This is a genomic window from Nocardia sp. NPDC006982 (genome assembly GCF_042869435.1).
GTDB lineage: Bacteria > Actinomycetota > Actinomycetes > Mycobacteriales > Mycobacteriaceae > Nocardia.
Genome location: NZ_JBIAFV010000006.1, coordinates 484,918 through 503,452, shown reverse-complemented (window position 1 = coordinate 503,452; position 18,535 = coordinate 484,918). Strand labels below are relative to the sequence as shown.

Annotated in this window: 19 protein-coding genes and 1 pseudogene; 14 read left to right on the top strand and 6 right to left on the bottom strand. The window is 64.6% G+C overall.

Translation table 11 applies throughout. From position 1 onward, the window contains the following. Positions 1–28: 28 nt before the first annotated feature. Entirely contained in the window at positions 29–655 is a 627-nt protein-coding gene (locus tag ACFYOW_RS26450; protein WP_387292209.1) for a dihydrofolate reductase family protein, read from the bottom strand. Between the two features lie 294 nt (positions 656–949). On the opposite strand from ACFYOW_RS26450, the gene ACFYOW_RS26445 reads away from it, so the two are divergent. Continuing rightward, positions 950–1,207: an inositol monophosphatase family protein gene (locus ACFYOW_RS26445; protein ID WP_387292207.1), complete on the top strand. Its 258-nt coding sequence runs from the start codon at positions 950–952 to the stop codon at positions 1,205–1,207. A 541-nt stretch (positions 1,208–1,748) separates the two neighbouring features. Here ACFYOW_RS26445 and ACFYOW_RS26440 read toward each other — a convergent pair. After that, complete coding sequence (locus ACFYOW_RS26440) at positions 1,749–2,231, bottom strand: VOC family protein (protein ID WP_387292205.1); 483 nt, start codon at positions 2,229–2,231, stop codon at positions 1,749–1,751. Positions 2,232–2,465: 234 nt separating this feature from the next. Between ACFYOW_RS26440 and ACFYOW_RS26435 the strand changes: the two genes are divergently transcribed. From ACFYOW_RS26435 to ACFYOW_RS26395, 9 genes are all read left to right on the top strand, one after another. Continuing rightward, positions 2,466–3,545 (top strand): sugar ABC transporter substrate-binding protein, encoded by a 1,080-nt coding sequence (locus ACFYOW_RS26435; protein ID WP_387292203.1) that lies wholly within the window; start codon positions 2,466–2,468, stop codon positions 3,543–3,545. Positions 3,546–3,619: 74 nt separating this feature from the next. Then, the gene (locus ACFYOW_RS26430; protein ID WP_062987696.1) at positions 3,620–4,390 is read left to right on the top strand and encodes an ATP-binding cassette domain-containing protein; all 771 of its coding nucleotides are present in this window, start codon (positions 3,620–3,622) and stop codon (positions 4,388–4,390) included. Continuing rightward, positions 4,387–5,628 carry a sugar ABC transporter permease gene (locus ACFYOW_RS26425; RefSeq protein WP_387292201.1) on the top strand — a complete coding sequence of 414 codons (1,242 nt, stop codon included), beginning with the start codon at positions 4,387–4,389 and terminating at the stop codon, positions 5,626–5,628. The genes ACFYOW_RS26430 and ACFYOW_RS26425 overlap by 4 nt, the downstream gene beginning before the upstream one ends. Before the next feature lie 27 nt (positions 5,629–5,655). After that, a complete protein-coding gene (locus tag ACFYOW_RS26420) occupies positions 5,656–6,849 on the top strand; it encodes an ROK family protein (protein ID WP_387292199.1) in 1,194 nt (397 codons plus the stop codon). A 171-nt stretch (positions 6,850–7,020) separates the two neighbouring features. Next, the gene (locus ACFYOW_RS26415; RefSeq protein ID WP_387292197.1) at positions 7,021–7,566 is read left to right on the top strand and encodes an Rv3235 family protein; all 546 of its coding nucleotides are present in this window, start codon (positions 7,021–7,023) and stop codon (positions 7,564–7,566) included. Positions 7,567–7,846: 280 nt separating this feature from the next. Then, positions 7,847–8,650: an LLM class flavin-dependent oxidoreductase gene (locus ACFYOW_RS26410; RefSeq protein WP_387292195.1), complete on the top strand. Its 804-nt coding sequence runs from the start codon at positions 7,847–7,849 to the stop codon at positions 8,648–8,650. A 140-nt stretch (positions 8,651–8,790) separates the two neighbouring features. Then, positions 8,791–10,122: an FAD-dependent monooxygenase gene (locus ACFYOW_RS26405; protein ID WP_387292419.1), complete on the top strand. Its 1,332-nt coding sequence runs from the start codon at positions 8,791–8,793 to the stop codon at positions 10,120–10,122. Between the two features lie 199 nt (positions 10,123–10,321). Then, on the top strand, positions 10,322–10,960 hold the full coding sequence (locus ACFYOW_RS26400) for a class I SAM-dependent methyltransferase (RefSeq protein ID WP_387292193.1): 639 nt from the start codon (positions 10,322–10,324) through the stop codon (positions 10,958–10,960). Positions 10,961–10,966: 6 nt separating this feature from the next. After that, a complete protein-coding gene (locus tag ACFYOW_RS26395; protein ID WP_387292191.1) occupies positions 10,967–11,674 on the top strand; it encodes a haloacid dehalogenase type II in 708 nt (235 codons plus the stop codon). 1 nt (position 11,675) lies between these two features. Here ACFYOW_RS26395 and ACFYOW_RS26390 read toward each other — a convergent pair whose 3' ends face one another. After that, positions 11,676–12,530, bottom strand: coding sequence for a class I SAM-dependent methyltransferase (locus ACFYOW_RS26390; protein ID WP_387292189.1), 855 nt, complete (start codon positions 12,528–12,530; stop codon positions 11,676–11,678). 32 nt (positions 12,531–12,562) lie between these two features. Further along, positions 12,563–13,195, bottom strand: coding sequence for a TetR/AcrR family transcriptional regulator (locus ACFYOW_RS26385; RefSeq protein ID WP_387292187.1), 633 nt, complete (start codon positions 13,193–13,195; stop codon positions 12,563–12,565). A gap of 455 nt (positions 13,196–13,650) precedes the next feature. On the opposite strand from ACFYOW_RS26385, the gene ACFYOW_RS26380 reads away from it, so the two are divergent. Continuing rightward, on the top strand, positions 13,651–15,048 hold the full coding sequence (locus ACFYOW_RS26380) for a lipase family protein (RefSeq protein ID WP_387292186.1): 1,398 nt from the start codon (positions 13,651–13,653) through the stop codon (positions 15,046–15,048). 75 nt (positions 15,049–15,123) lie between these two features. On the opposite strand, the gene ACFYOW_RS26375 is transcribed toward ACFYOW_RS26380, so the two are convergent. Next, the gene (locus tag ACFYOW_RS26375; RefSeq protein ID WP_387292184.1) at positions 15,124–15,543 is read right to left on the bottom strand and encodes a nuclear transport factor 2 family protein; all 420 of its coding nucleotides are present in this window, start codon (positions 15,541–15,543) and stop codon (positions 15,124–15,126) included. 104 nt (positions 15,544–15,647) lie between these two features. Here ACFYOW_RS26375 and ACFYOW_RS26370 point away from each other — a divergent pair. Both ACFYOW_RS26370 and ACFYOW_RS26365 read left to right on the top strand, forming a co-directional pair. Continuing rightward, positions 15,648–15,782, top strand: a pseudogene (locus tag ACFYOW_RS26370) (Ada metal-binding domain-containing protein); the annotation flags it as partial. A gap of 78 nt (positions 15,783–15,860) precedes the next feature. Next, positions 15,861–16,634 carry a helix-turn-helix domain-containing protein gene (locus tag ACFYOW_RS26365; protein ID WP_387292417.1) on the top strand — a complete coding sequence of 258 codons (774 nt, stop codon included), beginning with the start codon at positions 15,861–15,863 and terminating at the stop codon, positions 16,632–16,634. Between the two features lie 14 nt (positions 16,635–16,648). Here ACFYOW_RS26365 and ACFYOW_RS26360 read toward each other — a convergent pair whose 3' ends face one another. Beyond that, the gene (locus ACFYOW_RS26360) at positions 16,649–17,551 is read right to left on the bottom strand and encodes an aromatic prenyltransferase (protein ID WP_387292182.1); all 903 of its coding nucleotides are present in this window, start codon (positions 17,549–17,551) and stop codon (positions 16,649–16,651) included. A gap of 335 nt (positions 17,552–17,886) precedes the next feature. On the opposite strand from ACFYOW_RS26360, the gene ACFYOW_RS26355 reads away from it, so the two are divergent. Beyond that, positions 17,887–18,477, top strand: coding sequence for a DUF6461 domain-containing protein (locus ACFYOW_RS26355; protein WP_387292180.1), 591 nt, complete (start codon positions 17,887–17,889; stop codon positions 18,475–18,477). Positions 18,478–18,535: the final 58 nt, after the last annotated feature.

Here is an 18,535-nt window from a genome sequence, read left to right as displayed (position 1 = left end):
TGCACCTATTGCACAGCCCCGCAGCTGGTTACATCTGGCCGTGGCGAACCGGGCCGGCTGGCTCGTAGGTGCCGAGGACGATGCCGAGATCGGTCAGCGTGAGGTCGACAGGGCGCATCGTCGCCGGGAGGATGCCGTCGTTGAACAAGCGCCGACCGGAGCCGAGCACCAGCGGGAACGTCATCAGGCGGAAGCGGTCGACGAGTTCGTGCTGCAACAGCGTCTGGAGCAGTTTGCCGCTTCCCCAGATCTGCAGTTCGTCCCCGGGTTCGTCCTTCAGCGCCCGCACCGCCGCGACGACGTCGCCCGTCAGCAGGCGAGCGGTATCCGGGTGCTCGCCGCGCCACGTGGCATCGGCCGCGCTGAGCGAGTTGGACACGACGTACTTGGGCAGCGAGTTGATCGCCGTGGCAATGGGATTGCCGGGTTCGGTCTGATCAGGCCAGTAGCCGCGGAAGATGTCGAACGTTCTGCGGCCGAACAGGAACGCGCTGGCATGACTGTTGAGCTCGGTGACGAACTCGCCTACAGCCTGGTCTGGAAAGGGGGCCTGCCAGCCGCCGTGGGTGAAGGCGTCGCTGGAATCTTCCTCAGGCCCGCCAGGGGCCTGCATAACGCCGTCGAGGGTCAGGAATGTCTGAACGGTGAGCTTCATGTGACTGTAGACGGAGCGAGGTACTGATTCTGAGCGGTCGCACATCGAATCGCCGGTCGGGCAATCACCGTAGCTCTGGTGAACCGGCCGCGCCGGTTACGGCTACTGTCCGGGTACCGGGCCGCGACGCTCAACGAAGCACAACAACGTGCGGGAGGGCCGCGTGAGTGGCGTTGGATCGTTGTGGGAAGCACTCGATGACCAGCTGATGCCGTTGCTCAGCCGGTATCGACGCAATCTGGCGGCCCTGCACGTCGACCGAAAGCCGACAACACCCTCCTCTCCGAGGCTGATGTGGCGACGCAAGAGGCGATAGTCAACGCTATTGAGCAGCACTTCCCCGGCTCCGGATTCGTCGCAGAAGAAGACGATCCAAAGTTGCCCACATCCGGCGACCCGACTTGGGTCATCGACCCGATCGACGGCACCAGCCAATTCGTTTTCCCAGAGGGCCGTGAATTCTGCAGCGTGGTATGCCGTCTCGACGCAGGTGTCCCCTCAGACGCCTCGGCCTCGACTCCGCGGAGACCAACGAGACGGAGGCCGGTCTGATCGACGCCGTCGCTTGCGTTGCGGACTGGGGCACAGGCATCCCCATCACCAGATCCCTCCGCCTGGCGCTCGTCCCATTCCGTCGGTACTCGGGAACTCTGGAAAGCCTTCATCAGAAGTTTCTCTACCGCGAGTTCGTCCGCGGCATGTGAGGTGGTGGCTGCCCATTAATGTGGTCGGCCGAGGACTCGCCCCGACGTTCGGTGCGTCCGACTCGCGCGGAAATGATCGCGCTATGCATCGTCCAGGCCCATTCGGTATCGAATCCCGCTGTTCCGGTTCGGTTTGGCGCGGCTCTGGCGGTCTCGCTGCGGAGCTGACAGGCGCGAGAGGGCAGGCACTCATGCGAAACGGCGTGGGCGATCGCGGGGGATCGTCTCCGCGCACCCGCTCACTTTGTGGTCGTCGGCGCGGAGCTGCGCTGCGGAGGTGTCGTCGGTCAGGGCGGCTCCCCTCGACAGCGATGTGATGAGTGATCTCGGCTTCTGGACCGTGGATCTGAGATCGCTACGGCCCTCGAGGCGAACGGGCCCAATCGGATTCATGGCTTATCGCTCAGCCGCGGTTGCTCGTAACCGATCGGTGTGCCGTCTGGCCCGAATTCAAGCCCGGCGAAACCGGTTGGGTAGGTGTCGGGTTCGTACAGGAACCGGATCACCGTGCCGTCAGGGTCGCTGATGTCGAGGGCGGCACCATACGGCCCGCGGTCGTGAATCTCGCCGTGGGGAGCGCCTAGTTCCTCGGCGCGCTTGATCAGTTCGGTGAAAGTTTCTAGGGAGTCGACTTTGAGCGCGAAGGCGTCGAAGTCGTTGAGGTGGGGGTGGCTCGCGCAGTAGGCGCGTTCGCGGAGGCCGATGTGGAGGTCGGCGTTGGGTTCGAGGAGGACTACGCCGCGGACGGCGTCTTCCTCGTAGAACTCGAAGACGGGTTCGAGGTCCAGGAGTTGGCGGTACCAGGCGACGCTTTTGGCGAGGTTGCTGACGGGGAGTTTCACCTGGCGGATCTTGTTGATTCCGAGCGGCATCGGCGGGGTCCTCTGCGTCGACGGCGGTTGGGGTAACGCTACTCGGTGGGGCGATGCGTGGACCGTCGATCGGGGCCGCGTCTCACTGTGGCCGGATTGTTATCGCGAACAACAAATATCTTTGCGAAACGGCTGTGCTTCGGGTCACAGTGCAATATGTTGTGTCGAACAACATTCGCTCTTGCTCGACCGCCCGGTCTGATCGGGCGGTGGTTCGACGAAAGGCTCGCCCTCATGCGTAAGGGGATCCTCGGCATTGCGGCCGTATCGGTCGCGCTTCTCACCTCGCTCACTGCCTGCGGGGACGACAACAAGGACGCCGGTGGGGGCGCCAAGATCGGGGTGATCCTGCCGGATAGCAAGTCATCCGCACGGTGGGAGACGGCGGATCGGAAGTATCTGCAGGCCGCGTTCGACGCGGCGGGGATCAAGGCGGATATCCAGAACGCGCAGGGCGATAAGAACGCCTTTCAGACCATTGCGGATCAGATGATCACCAAAGGTGCCTCGGTGCTGATGATCACCAACCTCGACAGCGGGACCGGCAAGGCTGTGATTCAAAAGGCGAAGTCGCAGGGGGTGACCGTCATCGATTACGACAGACTGACTCTCGGCGGCGGGGCGCCGTTCTATGTGTCGTTCGACAATGTGAAGGTCGGCAAGTTGATGGGGGACGGGCTGGCCAAGTGCCTCACCGACAAGAAGGCGGTCAATCCGATCGTCGCGTATCTGAACGGTAGTCCCACCGACAACAACGCGACGCTTTTCAAGAATGGTTACGACAGCGTGCTGAAGCCGAAGTTCGATTCCGGTGAGTATGCGAAGGGACCGGATCAGGCGGTGCCGGAGTGGGATAACACCAAGGCGGGCACCATCTTCGAGCAGATGCTCACCGGCACACCGAATCTCGGCGGTGTGCTCGCGGCCAATGACGGGCTCGGCAATGCCGCGATCGCGGTGCTGAAGAAGCAGAAGCTGAACGGCCAGATCCCGGTGACCGGCCAGGATGCCACGGTCCAGGGCCTGCAGAACGTGCTCGCGGGCGATCAGTGCATGACCGTCTACAAGGCGGTCAAGCAGGAGGCCGACGCCGGCGCGAAGTTGGCGATCGCGCTCGCGAAGGGTGAGAAGGGCGAGGCGACCAGCACCGTCGACGATCCCGAAGCGAAGGCAAAAGTGCCCGCGGTGCTGCTGGAACCGAAGGCGATCTTCAAGGAGAACGTGAACGACGTTGTCGCGGACGGCTACGTCACCAAGGCCGAGCTGTGCACCGGCGAATTCGCCAAGCTCTGCGCGGATAACGGGGTCCGCTGATCGTGTACACCGCCCCTTCCGCGATTCGATGAGGGGACCGCGGAAGGGGCGCCCCAACTTGAGGAGCTGTACCCATGCCGGAGACCCCGGTCATCGAATTACGCGGGATAGAAAAGAGTTTCGGTCCCGTCCATGTCTTGCACGAGGTCGCCTTCTCCGCGTACACGGGTGAGGTGACGGCACTGGTCGGCGATAACGGCGCGGGCAAGTCCACCCTGGTCAAGTGCATCGGCGGCACCCATCCGATCGATTCGGGTGAATTCCTGTTCGAGGGCAAACCGGTGCGTGTGCACAGTCCGCGTGACGCCGCCGATCTCGGGATCGAGATCGTGTACCAGGATCTCGCGCTCTGCGACAACCTCGACATCGTGCAGAACATGTTCCTCGGCCGGGAGAAGAAGCACGGCCTGGTCCTCGACGAGTACGGGATGGAGGAGCTGGCCGGAAAGACTCTGGCGGGCTTATCGGTTCGGACGGTGAAGTCGGTGCGACAGCAGGTGGCGAGTCTGTCCGGTGGTCAACGCCAGACGGTGGCGATCGCGAAAGCCGTGCTGTGGAACAGCAAAGTGGTGATCCTGGACGAGCCGACGGCCGCGCTGGGTGTCGCTCAGACCCAGCAGGTGCTCGAGTTGGTTCGTCGACTTGCCGACAAAGGCCTTGCGGTGGTGTTGATTTCGCACAATATGAACGACGTCTTCGCGGTCTCGGATCGGATCGCCGCCCTGTATCTCGGCCGGATGGCGGCCCAAGTGCGCACCGCCGACGTGACGCACGCGCAGGTGGTCGAATTGATCACCGCCGGTCGTAGCGGAAGTCTCGGCCTCGGAAATGGAGCAAGCGTATGAGCGCCGTGGTTACGGATAAGTTCGAGGCCACGTCCTCGCCGGTGACCGAGCTGGTCAACTCGTATGTCGGACGGGTGCGCAGCGGGAATATGGGTGCGTTGCCGTCGATTATCGCGCTGGCGGTGCTGTCGGTGGTGTTCTGGATCGCGCGGCCGGTGTTCATGACGCAGGGCAATTTCGCGAATCTGCTCACCCAGGGCGCGGCCATCGCGGTGATCGCCATGGGACTGATCTTCGTACTGCTGCTCGGTGAGATCGATCTGTCCGCCGGATTCGCCAGTGGTGTGTGTGCGGCGGTGCTCGCGGTATTGCTCACGGATAAGGGATGGCCTTGGTACGCGGCGGTTCTCGTCTCGCTGCTCACCGGCGTCGCGATCGGCCTGACCATCGGCACGATCGTGGTGAAGATCGGAATCCCTTCGTTCGTGGTGACATTGGCGGCATTCCTGGCATTGCAGGGTGTGGCGCTGAAGATCATGGACGGCGGGCGCAATATCTCGATTCACGACGAGACGATCCTGTCGATCGCCAATAAGAATGTGCCGCCTTGGCTCGGCTGGGTCATGTACGTGGTGCTGCTGGCCGGATTCGCGGCCATCCAATACCGAAAACTGCGGGCACGCACCAAGCTTGGTCTAACCGGGGAGACCGCGCCGGTGATCGCACTTCGGATCGCCGCGGTCGCCGTGGTGGCGGGCGCTGCGGTGCTGATCCTCAATGACGAACGCAGCCGCAACCCGGCGATCAACTCGCTCAAGGGCATGCCGATAGTTGTGCCGTTGATCATTGCGCTGCTGCTGCTTTGGACGTTCGTGCTCAACCGCACCTCGTTCGGCCGACATATCTACGCGGTCGGCGGTAGCACGGAAGCCGCTCGGCGGGCGGGCATTCCGGTCGATCGGATCAAGATCTTCGCCTTCGTGCTGTGTTCCACAATGGCCGCGGTGGGCGGGCTGATCGCGGCATCGCGCGCCAACTCCGTCGATCCGAATACCGGCGGCAGCGATGTGTTGCTGACCGCTGTCGGAGCGGCCGTGATCGGCGGTACGAGTCTGTTCGGTGGGCGCGGTCGGATGCTCGATGCGGTGCTCGGTGCGGCGGTGGTCGCGGTGATCAATAACGGAATGGGCCTGATGGGCTACAGCGCGGGCACCAAATTCGTTGTGACAGGATTCGTGCTGCTGCTGGCAGCGGGAGTGGATGCGCTCTCGCGCAAGCGTGCGTTGCCAGGAAGTTGACCGACGACCGGGAGGAGGTTCGCCCGAATGAGAGCTGCACCTTCCCCGGACGAGATCCGGCGGCAGAACCTTGCCGTGCTGCTGCGGCATGTCCACTCCAGCGGACCCATGTCCCGGACGGCGCTCGCCGAGCGAATGGGGCTCAATCGCAGCACCATTCTGGCGCTGACCGCCGACCTCGCCGCCGCCGGTCTGGTCAGCGAAGAACTGCCGCCGCAGACGGGGAAGGCGGGGCGGCCGTCGCTGGTGGTTCGCCCCGAATCGGAGCGGGTCTACGGGTTGGCGCTGGATGTCGGTGCGGACCGGCTCGCGGTGGCTCGGGTCGGCTTGGGCGGGGTGGTTCTCGATCGGCGGGAAACACGCCGCCCCAGCGGGACATTCGATCCGAATGATGTGATCGGTGCGCTGGTGGACCTCGCGGAGAACATGATGCGCGGCTCCGGGCCCGAAACGGTGTGTGTGGGTGTGGGAGTCGCGTTCTGTGGAATGGTGCGTGAGGAGGACGGGGTCGTTCGGTACGGGCCGAATATCGGGTGGGTGGATGTGCCGGTCGGGGCGCTGCTTTCGGAGCGACTCGGGTTGCGCGTGGTGGTCGGTAATAATGCCAACCTCGGTGCGCTTGCCGAACGGGAGCGTGGTGTCGGAGTCGGGGTTGCGGACATGATCTATCTGCACGGTGAGGTCGGTATCGGGGGCGGAATCATCATGGGCGGCAAGCTGCTCGGTGGTGAGGGCGGATACGGCGGCGAGGTCGGGCACATGATCGTGAATCCGGGCGGGCGGGCTTGCACGTGTGGGTCGCATGGCTGTCTGGAGGCCGAGGCGGGCGAGCTCGCGTTGATCGCGGCCGCCGGGCGGACGGACCTCACCGGGCGGGCGGCGGTGGAGGCGATCGTGGATGCTGCTGCGCGTGGTGATGCCACTGCCCGAGATGCGTTGCACCAGGTGGGGGATTGGCTCGGGTACGGCGTTGCCAATCTGGTCAATATCTTCAACCCGACGATGGTTGTGTTCGGTGGGGTGCTTCGCGAGATCTACCTTGCCTCCGCCGCGCAGGTTCGCAGCAGGCTCGCGGTGAACGGATTGCTCGCGGTGCGTGAGCGGGTTCGCTTGCGTACCTCCGCACTTGCCGACGATGCGCCCTTGGTCGGTGCCGCCGAACTGGCGTTCGCCGATGTCCTGACCGACCCGCTGCAAACTCTGGCACGCATCTCCGGCTGACCCGCATCAAGATCAGGTGGAATCTGTGCAGGCATCGGTCGAGTGCCACCTGATCTTGATTGTCTTGACGCCAGAGCGGTCGCTTGGGTGGTTTACCTGCTGCGATATTCATGGAATGCTGGCGCGGTCCGAGCTTGGGGGTAATAGTTCGAACTCATTTGGGGGTGCTTCATGGAGCGACATCCGTCGGGGCTTTCGTATGCGCCGAGGACCGAGCCGCCGTTGTTGCCGTACCGTCCGGCAGGGAGCCGCGCGGAATTCGAGGATCCGCCGCGTGCGTCGCCATGCCGTACGCCGTTATCGCGGAACGATCAGACCGGACGATCCGGTCCGCCGGGTGTCCGGCGGGCGCTCAGTGCCGGGCATGCCGAGTTGCCGCCGGTCGTCGAATTGGATTCGACGGCACAGCAATTCGTGGAGCGTGCGCTGCGGCTGGCACTCGAGATACTCGACCACCGCCGCCCCGTCGCCCAACTCACCAACATGGCAACGCCCGCAGTGGTCTCCGCGGTGCGGACCATAGTCCGAGCCGACCTCGCACCCGGCCGCACGCTAGGTGTTGCCGTGCTCTACCGCGCGGGCCTCATGATGGTCGACGCCTCGACCGCGGAAGTCTTCGCCACCTACGACCGCGGCCGCCAACACTTCGCCATCGCCGCCCGCATCGCCCGCACCCGCTCAACGGACTGGCGGCTCACCGTTTTCCGGGTGCGGTAGTTCCCGATGCGCCATCCGATGCTCGCCGCGGTGCGGACTTTCGTTCCGCACCGTGGCTTGGCCTTCGGCAGGTTTCGCCACGGATGGTGAGATCACCTGAGACTGCTCAGTAATGTCGAGTCCAGGGCGTTCGCAGAAGCGTGCACACGATCTCGGCTGCACCGATGGATTTCGGGTGCATCCGTCGTCTCTGTCTCTGGATGTACCGAAGGGAGATGATCATGGGCTTCCCCCAGGGGGGCTGGCAGGTGATCTCGCCGACACAGAGAGGAATTCAGTCATGACGAGACCGTTTCGATTCGGGGTCGTTGCCCCGCTCAGAACCGACCTGCCGACGTGGCGAGATCGCGTGCGCCGCATCGCCGACAGCGGCTACTCGACACTGCTGGTGCCCGACTTCCCGCAGACGCAACCGGCGCCCGGTCCCATGCTGGCCACCGTCGCGGCCCTGACCGACCTGCGCGTGGGCACGTGGGTGTACGCCTCTCCGCTACGCCCGGCCTGGCTGACGGCGTGGGAAGCGCACTCGCTGTCGCTACTGACCGAAGGTCGCTTCGAGATGGGCATCGGCACCGGCAGACCGGGAATCGAGGACGAGCTCCGCGACAAGGGACTGCCCGTCGTCCCGCCGAACGAGCGGCTGGCCCAGATAGGTGAGACCGTCAGGGCGCTGCGAGAGCTCGACGGTCCCGACCGTCACACGCCTGTGGCGATGGCCGTACTCGGTCCGAAGGCCCGGGCGCTGGCGGCCGAGGTCGCGGACACGGTCACCTTCGCGCTCGGGGATCAGCCTCGGGCCGAAGTCGCGCGGCTGGCACGCGACTTCCGCGCCATCGGGGACCTCGAGCTCGCGCTCGCTGTGCCGGTTATCGGTGACACTGTCGCGCCGCACATGGCGCCCCCCGACACCGACCCTGCCGCACTTCGGGCGGCGGACGCACTGACCGTACTTCCGGATGACCCGGCGGCCGCCGCCGAGGAAATCCAGCGGCGACGGGAAGAGATCGGCTTCTCTTACTTCATCTTCGGCGCCGACTTCGCCGACAGGTTCGCTCCGATCGTCGCCGAACTCGCCGGACGGTAGTCGAGCAGGGGATCGGTGCTGGCAGACCCGTTGGGTGGTGTTGGATCGTGCTGTGGGCGAGCTGGATTCGTCGATGGTGTGGCGCTCCTGGAGGCACCGCGCGACTTGGCGAAACGATTTACGCTCAGCCGCACCGATGAATTCTGGGTGGATCCGTCGTCCCTACCTCTGGATACACCGACAGCGGTGGGTCAGAGCAGAAGCAAGCGATCCGGACAGTGATCCGGCGGGGTGAGTGGGAGGCAACAGTGAGCGGTACCAGAGTGTTGGTGGCGGGGGCGAGCATCGCGGGGCCCGCGCTTGCCCACTGGCTGCGCCGTCGGGGAGCCGAGGTGACCGTGGTGGAGCGGGCCCCCGAGCTGCGTCCGGGTGGGCAGGCGGTGGACGCGCGCGGGGTGACCAAGGAGGTCATCCGGCGCATGGGGCTGGACGCGGCGGTGCGCGCGGCCTGCACCCAGACCATCGGCGCGCACACCGTGGACGCGGACGGCAACGTGCTGGAGACCTTCCGCGTGGACGACGACGGCGGCGACGGATTCATCGCGGAGATCGAGATCCTGCGCGGTGACTTGTCGCAGGTGCTCTACGACGACACTCGCGCCGGTGTCGAATACATTTTCGGCGACCGGATCGCCGAACTCACCCAGGACGCCGACGGGGTCGACGTGGTCTTCGACGGCGGCGACCGGCGACGCTTCGACCTGGTGATCGGAGCGGACGGGCTGCATTCGGCGCTGCGCACAATGGTTTTCGGGCCGCACGAGCAGTTCGTCCGCCACCTCGGGCATGTGCTGGCCTTCTACAGTGTGCCCAACGAGTTCGGGCTGGACCGCTGGCTGATCGAGTACCAGGAGTCCGGGCGCTCGGCCGGGCTGCGGCCCATCCAGGACGCCACCCGGGCGATGGCCATGTTCTCTTTCCCCGCAGCCGACCTCGACGTCGACTACCGCGACATCGAGGCCCAGAAGCGCCTGCTGCGCGAGCGGATGACCGGCCTGGGCTGGTTGACCCCGGGCATCCTGGCGCACCTGGACGACACCCCGGACTTCTACCTCGACCAGGTCGCCCAGGTGGTGATGGACCGCTGGTCTCGCGGGCGGGTGGGGCTGCTCGGGGACGCGGCGTTCAGCTCGTCGCCGATGTCCGGGCAGGGCACCGGGCTGGCCCTGGTCGGCGCCTACCTGCTGGCCGGTGAGCTGGCCGCCGCCGGGTGGGACCCGGAGGCCGGGTTCGCTGCCTACGAGGGCAGGATGCGCTCGTTCGTCGAGGCCAACCAGGAGATCGCCCAATTGAACGCCCGAAGCCGCGACGTCCCCGGGCCGGACGCTGAGCCGGGCCCCGATTTCACCGGAGCGTGGTTCGGCGAGCTGGTCGAGCGCGCGATCAACGGCGTCGAGTTGCCCGACTACGCAGGGGTGCCGGACTCCGGAGCCCCGGCCGGACCGCCGATCACCTCGTCGGCCAGGCCGTAGGCCACCGCCTCGGGCGCGGGTCCCGGCCGGTGGAGATCTGCCCCACCGACGCCCGGTGTGCTCGGCGGCGAGTTCGACAATGCGCCGCTCGAGCCGGCCTGGCTAGGCGTCGCTGTGGTGCGGACACTGGCCGGCCGTTTACCAGGGCCGGTCAGTCCTACGGCAGGCGCGTGTTGCGGGGCGGAACTACGCTGGCTGGATGATCGGCACGCGGCGCAGTTATGACCTCGTGGCCGAGCGTTATGCCGATGAGCTCGGGGATGAGTTGCGGGGGAAGCCGTTGGATCGGGGGATGTTGGAGGTGTTCGCCGAACTCACCGACGGTGGTGTGGTTGCGGATATCGGTTGTGGGCCTGGGCATGTCGCTGCTTATCTTGCGGGGCGGGGAGTGCGGGCTATCGGGATGGATCTTTCGCCTGCGATGTGTGGGGTGGCGCGGCGGACTGCTGCGGTGGCGGTTGGGGCGGCCGATATGACTGCGCTGCCGGTGCGGGCGGAATCGTTGGCGGGGGTGGTTTGTCTGTATGCGGTGATCCATTTGGACGAGCAGCAGCGGGCGGCGGCCTATGCGGAATTCGCGCGGGTGTTGCGGCCGGGTGGGTACGCGCTCATCGCATTTCACACCAGCGATGCGGACTTTCCGGATGGTGGGGCCAAGACGCTCACCGATTGGTGGGGCCATCAGGTTGACCTCACCTTTCGTTACCTGGACCCGGACGCTGAATCCGATGCCTTGGCGACGGCCGGTCTGGTTCCTGCGGCGCGCTTGGACCGTGAACCGCACCCGGATAGCGAACATCCGAGCCGGCGCAGCTATCTGCTGGTTCAGCGCGTGTAGGGAAAGGTGCGAATTGTGTTGCGAGCATTACTTTTCGATGTGCAGGGTACGGCGACGGATTTTCATTCGACCGTCTGCGCGGAGGCGCGACGCATCGGCGGTACCCGATACCGGCACATTGATTGGCCCGGTTTCGTAGACCACTGGCGCGCCGAATACTTCGCCGCGCTGCGGAAGGCCGAGCCCGACCGAGACAACTGGGTCAGTGTGCATTCGGTCTACGCCAACGCGCTGGACGGCCTATTGGGTGACTACGGCATCGACCTATTGCCCGACGAACGCGCCGACCTCACCCTCGCCTGGCAGCGCCTCGAACCGTGGCCCGATGTCGTCGCCGGATTAACCAGGCTCGCAAGCAAATTCACGATCGCGACATTGTCGAATGCGGATGTCGCCGCGGTGGTGAACATCTCGAAGCGAGCCGCGCTGCCGTGGGATGCGGTGTTCACCGCCGAGATGGCGGGTGCGTTCAAGCCCGACCCCACGGTGTATCGGATGGCCGCACGGTATCTGGGGCTCGAGCCATCCGAGATCATGATGGTCGCCAGCCACAAATACGACATCCAGGCCGCGGGCGCACTGGGCTTCCGTACGGCCTTCGTCGCACGGCCGCTCGAGTTCGGCGCTGATGGTGACGTGGATGTGTCCTTCGATGACGATTTCGACGTCAACGCCACCGACTTCCTCGATCTCGCAGACCAACTCGGCTGCTGACTTACCCGGTTCGCATGGCACACAGCACATGTGGCGGAGCGGTGGAACCCTGTCGCGGCTTGATACCGAGGTAACCGGCGACGAGATGCGGTGCATCGCGATCGTCGATTCGGTCGAATCCCGCCTCCCGCAAGATATTTGCGATCTCATCGGCGGTAAAGAAGCTGAGCCATGGCTCGCCGATGGACGCCACCAAGTCGGCTCGCGCGGTGCGCTGATCCATCTCCTCACCCAAGGAAGCCGAAGCGGGATAGAGGTAATCGAACACCAACCGCACCGGTGTCGCCTGACCCGCGACGAACCGTAGCGTGTCCAGGATCGTATCCCGAGTCAGATACATGATGACACCGAGCCACACGAACACGGCCGGCCGACTCCGATCGAACCCAGCGGCAGCCAATCCTGCTGCGAGCGTTTGGTTTTCGAAGTCGACAGGCGCGAAGGTCAGCGACGCCGGAAGTTCGATGCCCGCCGCATCGAGCCGCTGCCGCTTCCACTCCTGGGTATCGGGATGATCGACCTCGAACACCCGCACATCCGGATGCGGGTTGCGATAGGCGAAGGTGTCCAGTCCGGCACCGAGAATCACCACCTGCCGGGTGCCCGCCGCCACGGCGTCGGTAACGGTGTCCTCGGCGAAGCGGGCGCGGGCGGCCAGGAACAGACGGCGTCGGCGACGCATGTCGGAGTCATCCTGATATGTCGTGGTCTCCAGGTCGGCCAATTGATCTGGCGTGATGCCGGCGATCCGAACGGCCAGCGGATCGGTGAAGATGCGCGGCTCACCCGCGATCTGGTGGTAGGCGCGAGCGTAGGCCGTGGCGAGCGCGGTGCGACTTGGCTGACCGAGTTGCATACGCCGAACTTACGTGGACGCGGCCCGGCGCGCTATTCCTCGGTGATGATCAGCGAGGTGGCGATGGGAGCGAGCACCTCGACCAGTTGCGTGATCGGCGGGCGCGGGTCGGCCAGAATCCATTCGTGCGCGACGCCGTTGATCGCGCCGATGAGTGCGCTTGCCGCCCAGGTGATTCCGCCACGGACGCGGATATCCGGGCCCGCGATCGAGATGAGCAGCGCCTCGATTTCCCCCGCCCAGGCGCGGCGGCGCTCACGGCGGTGCTTCTCCATGCGTTCGCTGACCCCGACCACCTCGACGAAGGCGACCTTGGCTCGATACGGATCGGAACTGATCGAACCGATGAACGCCGTCAGCACCGCGGTGAGCCCGGTCGCGATATCGGTATCCGGACCCAACGCCGCGACGGCCTGCCCGACGACCGCGGCGGACTGGTCCTGGATGTAGTCGTAGGACGCGATGAGCACGTCTTCCCTGGTCTGGAACTCCTCGTAGAACTGCCGCTTGGACAGTCCGGCCGCGGTGCACACATCGGCCAGCGAGCAGTCGGCATAGCCGCGCTCGGCGAAGGTTCGGATGGCGGCGTCCAGGAACCGCTGCCGTCGCTCGGCCTTCCGCTCGCTCACCGCGCGACCGCCGTACTGCCTGTCCACGATGGTCACAGCTCCGCCTCGCTAGCGCTCGGCTCCGCCGCGACCAAGGGTGCTGTGTCTTTGGTTCCCTCGCTGTGCTCGGTCACAGGCACCACGGTATCCGAGCAGCCACGCGGACTGCTCGGTGTGCCGTGACGGCTCGGGTCAGCCCAGGATGAAGGTTCTGCCCAGCGCATCCTGTGCGCCATAGAAGAGCAAGAAGGCGTAATACAGAACCGTCGAGACCGGTTCATTGAGCACGTGCATGTTTCCTCGGAGCTTCCCCAGCAAGCTATCCGGCACCAACCGGCCGGTTCGGTGAACCGAAAGTTACGGCATATTCCGCCGCTCGGCACATCGAGTCGGCGAATCGGGTCTATTTCTGCCCAAGACTGCGGCCGTTGTTGCGATGCACGTCACGTCTGTGTCATAGTCGCCAGCATGTGAGACGGAGTGGTCTCACAGTAGGGCGAAGGGGCTGGAAGTTGATCAATCCGCTGGCGGGTCGCGCCCGGCGAATCATGTTCTCGGCCGGAGTCACGGCCATCGCACTGCTCGCGACGACCGCGGTCACGGTCGCCGAGCCACCGGAGGAACCGGCAGCGGTGCAACCTGCGGCACCGGTTCCGCTGCCGCCCGAATTGGATCCGGGTTTCTACCATCCGGCCGCGGAACTCGTAGCGAGCAAGGCGCCGGGCGAGATCATCTCGGCGCGGCAGGTCAATGTCGCCAACTTCGGGTTGATTCCGGTGAACGTCGATGCGTGGCAGGTCTCCTACCGCTCGAACAACAGTCGGGACGAGGCGATTCCAGCGGTCGCGACGGTCGTGAAGCCACGCGGCTCGGCACCGGACAAGCTCGTATCGATGCAGATCGCCGAGGATTCGTTGGCCGGGTACTGTGCGCCTTCCTATGCGCTGCAACAGTTTTCGGCTAGTCCGTTCGTCGGGCAGATCGTCGCTCCCGCGGAATGGGTGATCGCGCAGGGCGCGGTGCAGCAGGGCTGGGCGGTTGTCATTCCCGATCATCAGGGACCCAACAACGCCTATGCGGCCGGACCGCTGGCCGGGCGGATCACCCTCGACGGCATCCGTGCGGCGCGCAATCTCGAGCCGATGCGGCTCGCACCGGATACCCGGATCGGGATGTACGGCTACTCGGGTGGGGCCATTGCTACCGGTCACGCGGCCGAATTGAAGCAGGGCTATGCGCCCGAGCTCAATATCGTCGGTGCGGCCGAGGGCGGTGTGCCCGCCGATCTCGGGGTGACGCTGAATGTCGCGAACAACCAGCTCACCTCCGGTCTGGTCCTGGGCGCCATCAACGGGCTCACCCGCGAGTATCCGGATTTCGCCCGATTCATCGACGGGAATATCGATCTGCTCGGCCGGGCGGTGTCGACCGTCCAGGGCGGGCTGTGTGTGCAGTATGTATCCGCGTTGCTGCCGTTCTTGAATCTGAAGGGCATGCTCCGGGTTCCCGGCGATCCGATCCAGCACCCGGCGGTCGTCGATGTGCTCGACAAGACCCGTATGGGTAAGTCGGTACCCGATATGCCGATGTACATCTGGCAGGGCAATCCGGATGAAATCATTCCGGTGGGTCAGGTCAACACGCTGGTCGATACCTATTGCCAAAGCCCCTCCGCAAGTGTGCAATACACCCGCGAGCACTTTGCGGAGCATGTTGTCACCGAGGTGTCGGGAACTGCGCCCGCCCTCCTGTGGCTGCGTGACCGGCTCAATGGTGTTCCGGCGCAACAGGGTTGCAGCACCGCCGAGGTCGGTTGGTTGGCCTTGGACCCGAACGGAATCGAGCTGTTGAAGGCGACTTTCGGTGAGACCTTCGCCGCATTCTTCGGTAAGCCCATCGGCGTGAAGTGAGCTGCGCCTCCGGCTGGATCCGGGCCGGAGGCTCAATCGTCCAAGCTGCCGATGATCGGACCGAAGTCCTCGCCGTCAATCGGCGCCGAACATTTCCGCCGCGCGACGGGTGTCCATGTACTCGCGCACGCGGTGGATCCGACCGTCGCGCAGTTCGAAGATGAAGCAGTAGTCGTTGTCGTAGTGGTTGCCGTTCATCAATGTCGCGCGCATCCGCTCCTCGACGACGACCGTCGTGCCCTCGGCGATGATCGCGGTGAACTCCACGCTTCGATCGGAAACGAAAACGGTCGGAAACTCCCTGGTGAGGAACCGCACAATGCGGTCACGGCCAACGAGATGACTGGTGCCGTCGAGGGCGCGGGCGGTGGCGTTCTGCGGCGGTGCGAGCCATTCGGCATCCGGGGTGAATACCGCGGCAATGCGGTCGGGGTCCTGGGTCGCGAATTCGCGCCAGGCTCGGATGATCACATCTTTGCTCGTCTGTGCGTCCATTCGGCCAATCCTGGGTGGGCCGCGTCCGCCGATCACGCCATATCCGGACAGGCCGTGTCCGGATATGGCTGGTCGGTGCGCGGCTCGGCGCGCAGACTCGGGGGATGGGATCGTTCGAAGGCGTCGTCACGACCGGCATCTACTGCTTGCCGCCGTGTCCCGGACGCCCCCGGGCGGAGAATGTCGTCCCCTTCACCTCGGCTGCGGGTGCTGAGGCGGCGGGATTTCGGGCGTGCCACCGCTGTCGGCCCTATCGGAGTGATCGAAAGCCCACGAGGGCATCCGAATTGGTCTGTCGCGCTATCGATCTCATTGCTGTGGGTGCACTGGACGAGGACAATGAGGCGGAACTCGCCGCGCGGCTGGCAGTGTCGGAACGTCACCTGCGGCGAATGTTCCACGAGCAGGTCGGTGCGACGCCGGATCAGCTGGCCCGTTCGCGGCGTGCACATTTCGCGCGACGACTGCTGGACGATACCGATCTGTCGGTCACCGATATCGCCTTCGCCGCCGGATTCGGGAGCCTGCGTCAATTCAATCGGGTGATGGTCGCGATATTCCGCGCAACGCCTGTCGAGTTGCGCAAGCGTCGGCGGCGTGCGGATCGGCTTGTCGCGGATGGCGGTCTCGCGCTGCGGGTGCCGGTCGCTGAGGGAACGAATATCGAGTGGCGATTGGCACAGCTGGCGCACACCGCGATCGCCGGTGTCGAGAGTGCCACGCCGACCCGCTACCGGCGCACGATCGACCTGGACGGCGATCCGGGCGTCATCGAAATATCCTCAGCCGCAACAGATGCCGCGCTACTCGTGGTGCACGTGCCGCATATCGAGGGCCTGATCCATCTGGTGTCCAGGGTGCAGCGGCTGCTCGCGGGGGAGCCGTGGGACCCATTCGAAAACGACATCCGCGGTGTCGTGTCGGACAGCGATGCTCTCGACGATCTCGTCACGAACTATGGCAAACCCGTCGGCGGCCTGCAGCAGTTCGGCCTCTCCCATCTCTTCCCGACCCCGAAGATGCTCGCCGCTGATCTGAGCAGTCCCGATGTCGTTGGTGCACAGGCGATCCTGACCGCGCTCGTGCACTGACACTCCAGGCAGTTCTATGAATCGGATGTCTTCATCTTGTCCAATATTCTGGGTTGCCATTGGTAGAACCAACTGAATTTGTAGGACTCGCCGTCGGGCGACGAGGTCGCGGCATAGGTGAATCGACGGTCGTTTGTGCTGATCGGAACTTTGTCGACGAGTTGCTCGAAGCGCGGTTCGATCTGAACTGGGAGCGTTCTCGGGTCGGGTGTAATCACGGGGAAACAGAGGCGTTCGATCCGAGGAGATTCCCAGCTGAAGGTGGCGTATATATCGAATGCTTTCTCGGTGAGCGAGAGGAATTGATCGCTCGGGTCCGGAAATCCGGCATCTCGGTGCAGCGACACGATGGCGCCGGGTTCGAAGCAGTCGGCAGGCAGACCGGGGAAATACACGTTCATCGTCTTGTCGTGGTAGTCGATGCCGAGCAAGCCGACTCTGTCCTCCAGGCCGTGACGTGCGAACATGCGGACATGGTCGCCGAGACCGGGCGGCATGGACGGGAGTGCGGCAAGCTCGGATACCTTTTGCACGCCATCGGCAGGAAAGAACGGCCAGATTTTCTTGAAGCCACCGACTACACCGATGTCGATCCCGTAGCTGTCGATGGGGCACTGTTTCCGGACCTGGTCCAGCAGAGCGCCAACCGGATGATCGGTCTCGGAAATCAGTCCGTTGGAAAGGGCGATGTTGTAAGGGTCGGTGTCTTTCGGCAGCGTCAGAAAACGGTAGTCGAGGTCTCCCGAGCGGCGGGCGTCGGTGACCACTCTGAAAGAGATCACGGACTGCGTGAGCATCGTGCCGTACGCGGTTAGGTTGGGCCAGACCGTGTCTCGCGTGCAGGGGACGTTCCACAACCGCGCGGATTTCTCAATGGCCGCATAGAGATCGTCCAACTCGGATTCGGTGGTGGGCATGCGTCCTTCCAAAGATGAGCGCTACGAACAACATTGCTGTCTCGCCAACCCCCAGCTGGCGAGACCGCAAGTTTAGCCGCCTTGCGTGCACCAGGGATGTTGCCGAAGGTGGGGAGGGTGGCCCAGGCCCAGTTGTACTCGCGGGCACCGCGCAATCCGCGGCCAGGACTGGACTCGTTGCAGCACAACGAAATATAACTGCCTTGCTACTAGCGGCCGTCTCCGACCGTAGCGGACAAGCACACCATGTCGCTTCGTGTCCACTCCCGATTGAGCCGGTGTAGTGAACGGGTCTCGTGATACTGTCTGTCGTTTTCGACGACCAGGAGTGCGGTATGGAGCCCAGTGGGCTCGAACAACAACAGTTCGCGTGGATCGAATCCGATGATCGGTTCGACCTGGGCTTTTGCTTGACGGTGGTGGCGACCGAGGACAGCGCGGGTGTGCTGGATATTTTCAACGCTGTCGAGCCGCGCGGTGCCCGCAGGCACGAGGATCAAGACTTCGACGAGTGGCTGGAGTCCCTGGACGACGATGACGGTCCGCAGATGCGTCACGCCGGGCGGGCCGGAGGGTGGACCTGGGTACTGGAGGAAATCGCCAGTGCGGCCGCGCGATCCCCACTGCCCGAACAGCTTTCGGCGCAATTCGGACGCGCGATCACGGTCGGTTGGACAGTGAACCTGGACTCCTTCTTTGTGGAGTCTGCCGATGGGGTGATCGTGCGCGATTTCGAACTCGGGCGTAGTGCCGAGCCTGGTAGCGAAGGCATCGACGGCTACCTGCCCGGTGAGGCGGGGTTGGACTGGGAGCAGTGGATGTCCGCCGGGCTTTGTTTGCAAGCGCGGCGCACCGGTGCGGTGGCCCTGCCTGACGGTGAGTTCGACGCGCTGATCAGTGAAACCTGCCGGTTCGGCCTCGACTGAACGTGAATTCGAAAGGTTACCGCGGATAACGGGCAACGAGTGCTGCGATATCTCTGGG

Excerpts from the sequence above, each read along its gene's own strand:
- ACFYOW_RS26450 (WP_387292209.1), bottom strand. The coding sequence starts at position 655 with ATGAAGCTCACCGTTCAGACATTCCTGACCCTCGACGGCGTTATGCAG.
- ACFYOW_RS26440 (WP_387292205.1), bottom strand. The coding sequence starts at position 2,231 with ATGCCGCTCGGAATCAACAAGATCCGCCAGGTGAAACTCCCCGTCAGC.
- ACFYOW_RS26435 (WP_387292203.1), top strand. The coding sequence starts at position 2,466 with ATGCGTAAGGGGATCCTCGGCATTGCGGCCGTATCGGTCGCGCTTCTC.
- ACFYOW_RS26430 (WP_062987696.1), top strand. The coding sequence starts at position 3,620 with ATGCCGGAGACCCCGGTCATCGAATTACGCGGGATAGAAAAGAGTTTC.
- ACFYOW_RS26425 (WP_387292201.1), top strand. The coding sequence starts at position 4,387 with ATGAGCGCCGTGGTTACGGATAAGTTCGAGGCCACGTCCTCGCCGGTG.
- ACFYOW_RS26420 (WP_387292199.1), top strand. The coding sequence starts at position 5,656 with ATGAGAGCTGCACCTTCCCCGGACGAGATCCGGCGGCAGAACCTTGCC.
- ACFYOW_RS26415 (WP_387292197.1), top strand. The coding sequence starts at position 7,021 with ATGGAGCGACATCCGTCGGGGCTTTCGTATGCGCCGAGGACCGAGCCG.
- ACFYOW_RS26410 (WP_387292195.1), top strand. The coding sequence starts at position 7,847 with ATGACGAGACCGTTTCGATTCGGGGTCGTTGCCCCGCTCAGAACCGAC.
- ACFYOW_RS26400 (WP_387292193.1), top strand. The coding sequence starts at position 10,322 with ATGATCGGCACGCGGCGCAGTTATGACCTCGTGGCCGAGCGTTATGCC.
- ACFYOW_RS26390 (WP_387292189.1), bottom strand. The coding sequence starts at position 12,530 with ATGCAACTCGGTCAGCCAAGTCGCACCGCGCTCGCCACGGCCTACGCT.
- ACFYOW_RS26375 (WP_387292184.1), bottom strand. The coding sequence starts at position 15,543 with ATGGACGCACAGACGAGCAAAGATGTGATCATCCGAGCCTGGCGCGAA.
- ACFYOW_RS26360 (WP_387292182.1), bottom strand. The coding sequence starts at position 17,551 with ATGCCCACCACCGAATCCGAGTTGGACGATCTCTATGCGGCCATTGAG.
- ACFYOW_RS26355 (WP_387292180.1), top strand. The coding sequence starts at position 17,887 with ATGGAGCCCAGTGGGCTCGAACAACAACAGTTCGCGTGGATCGAATCC.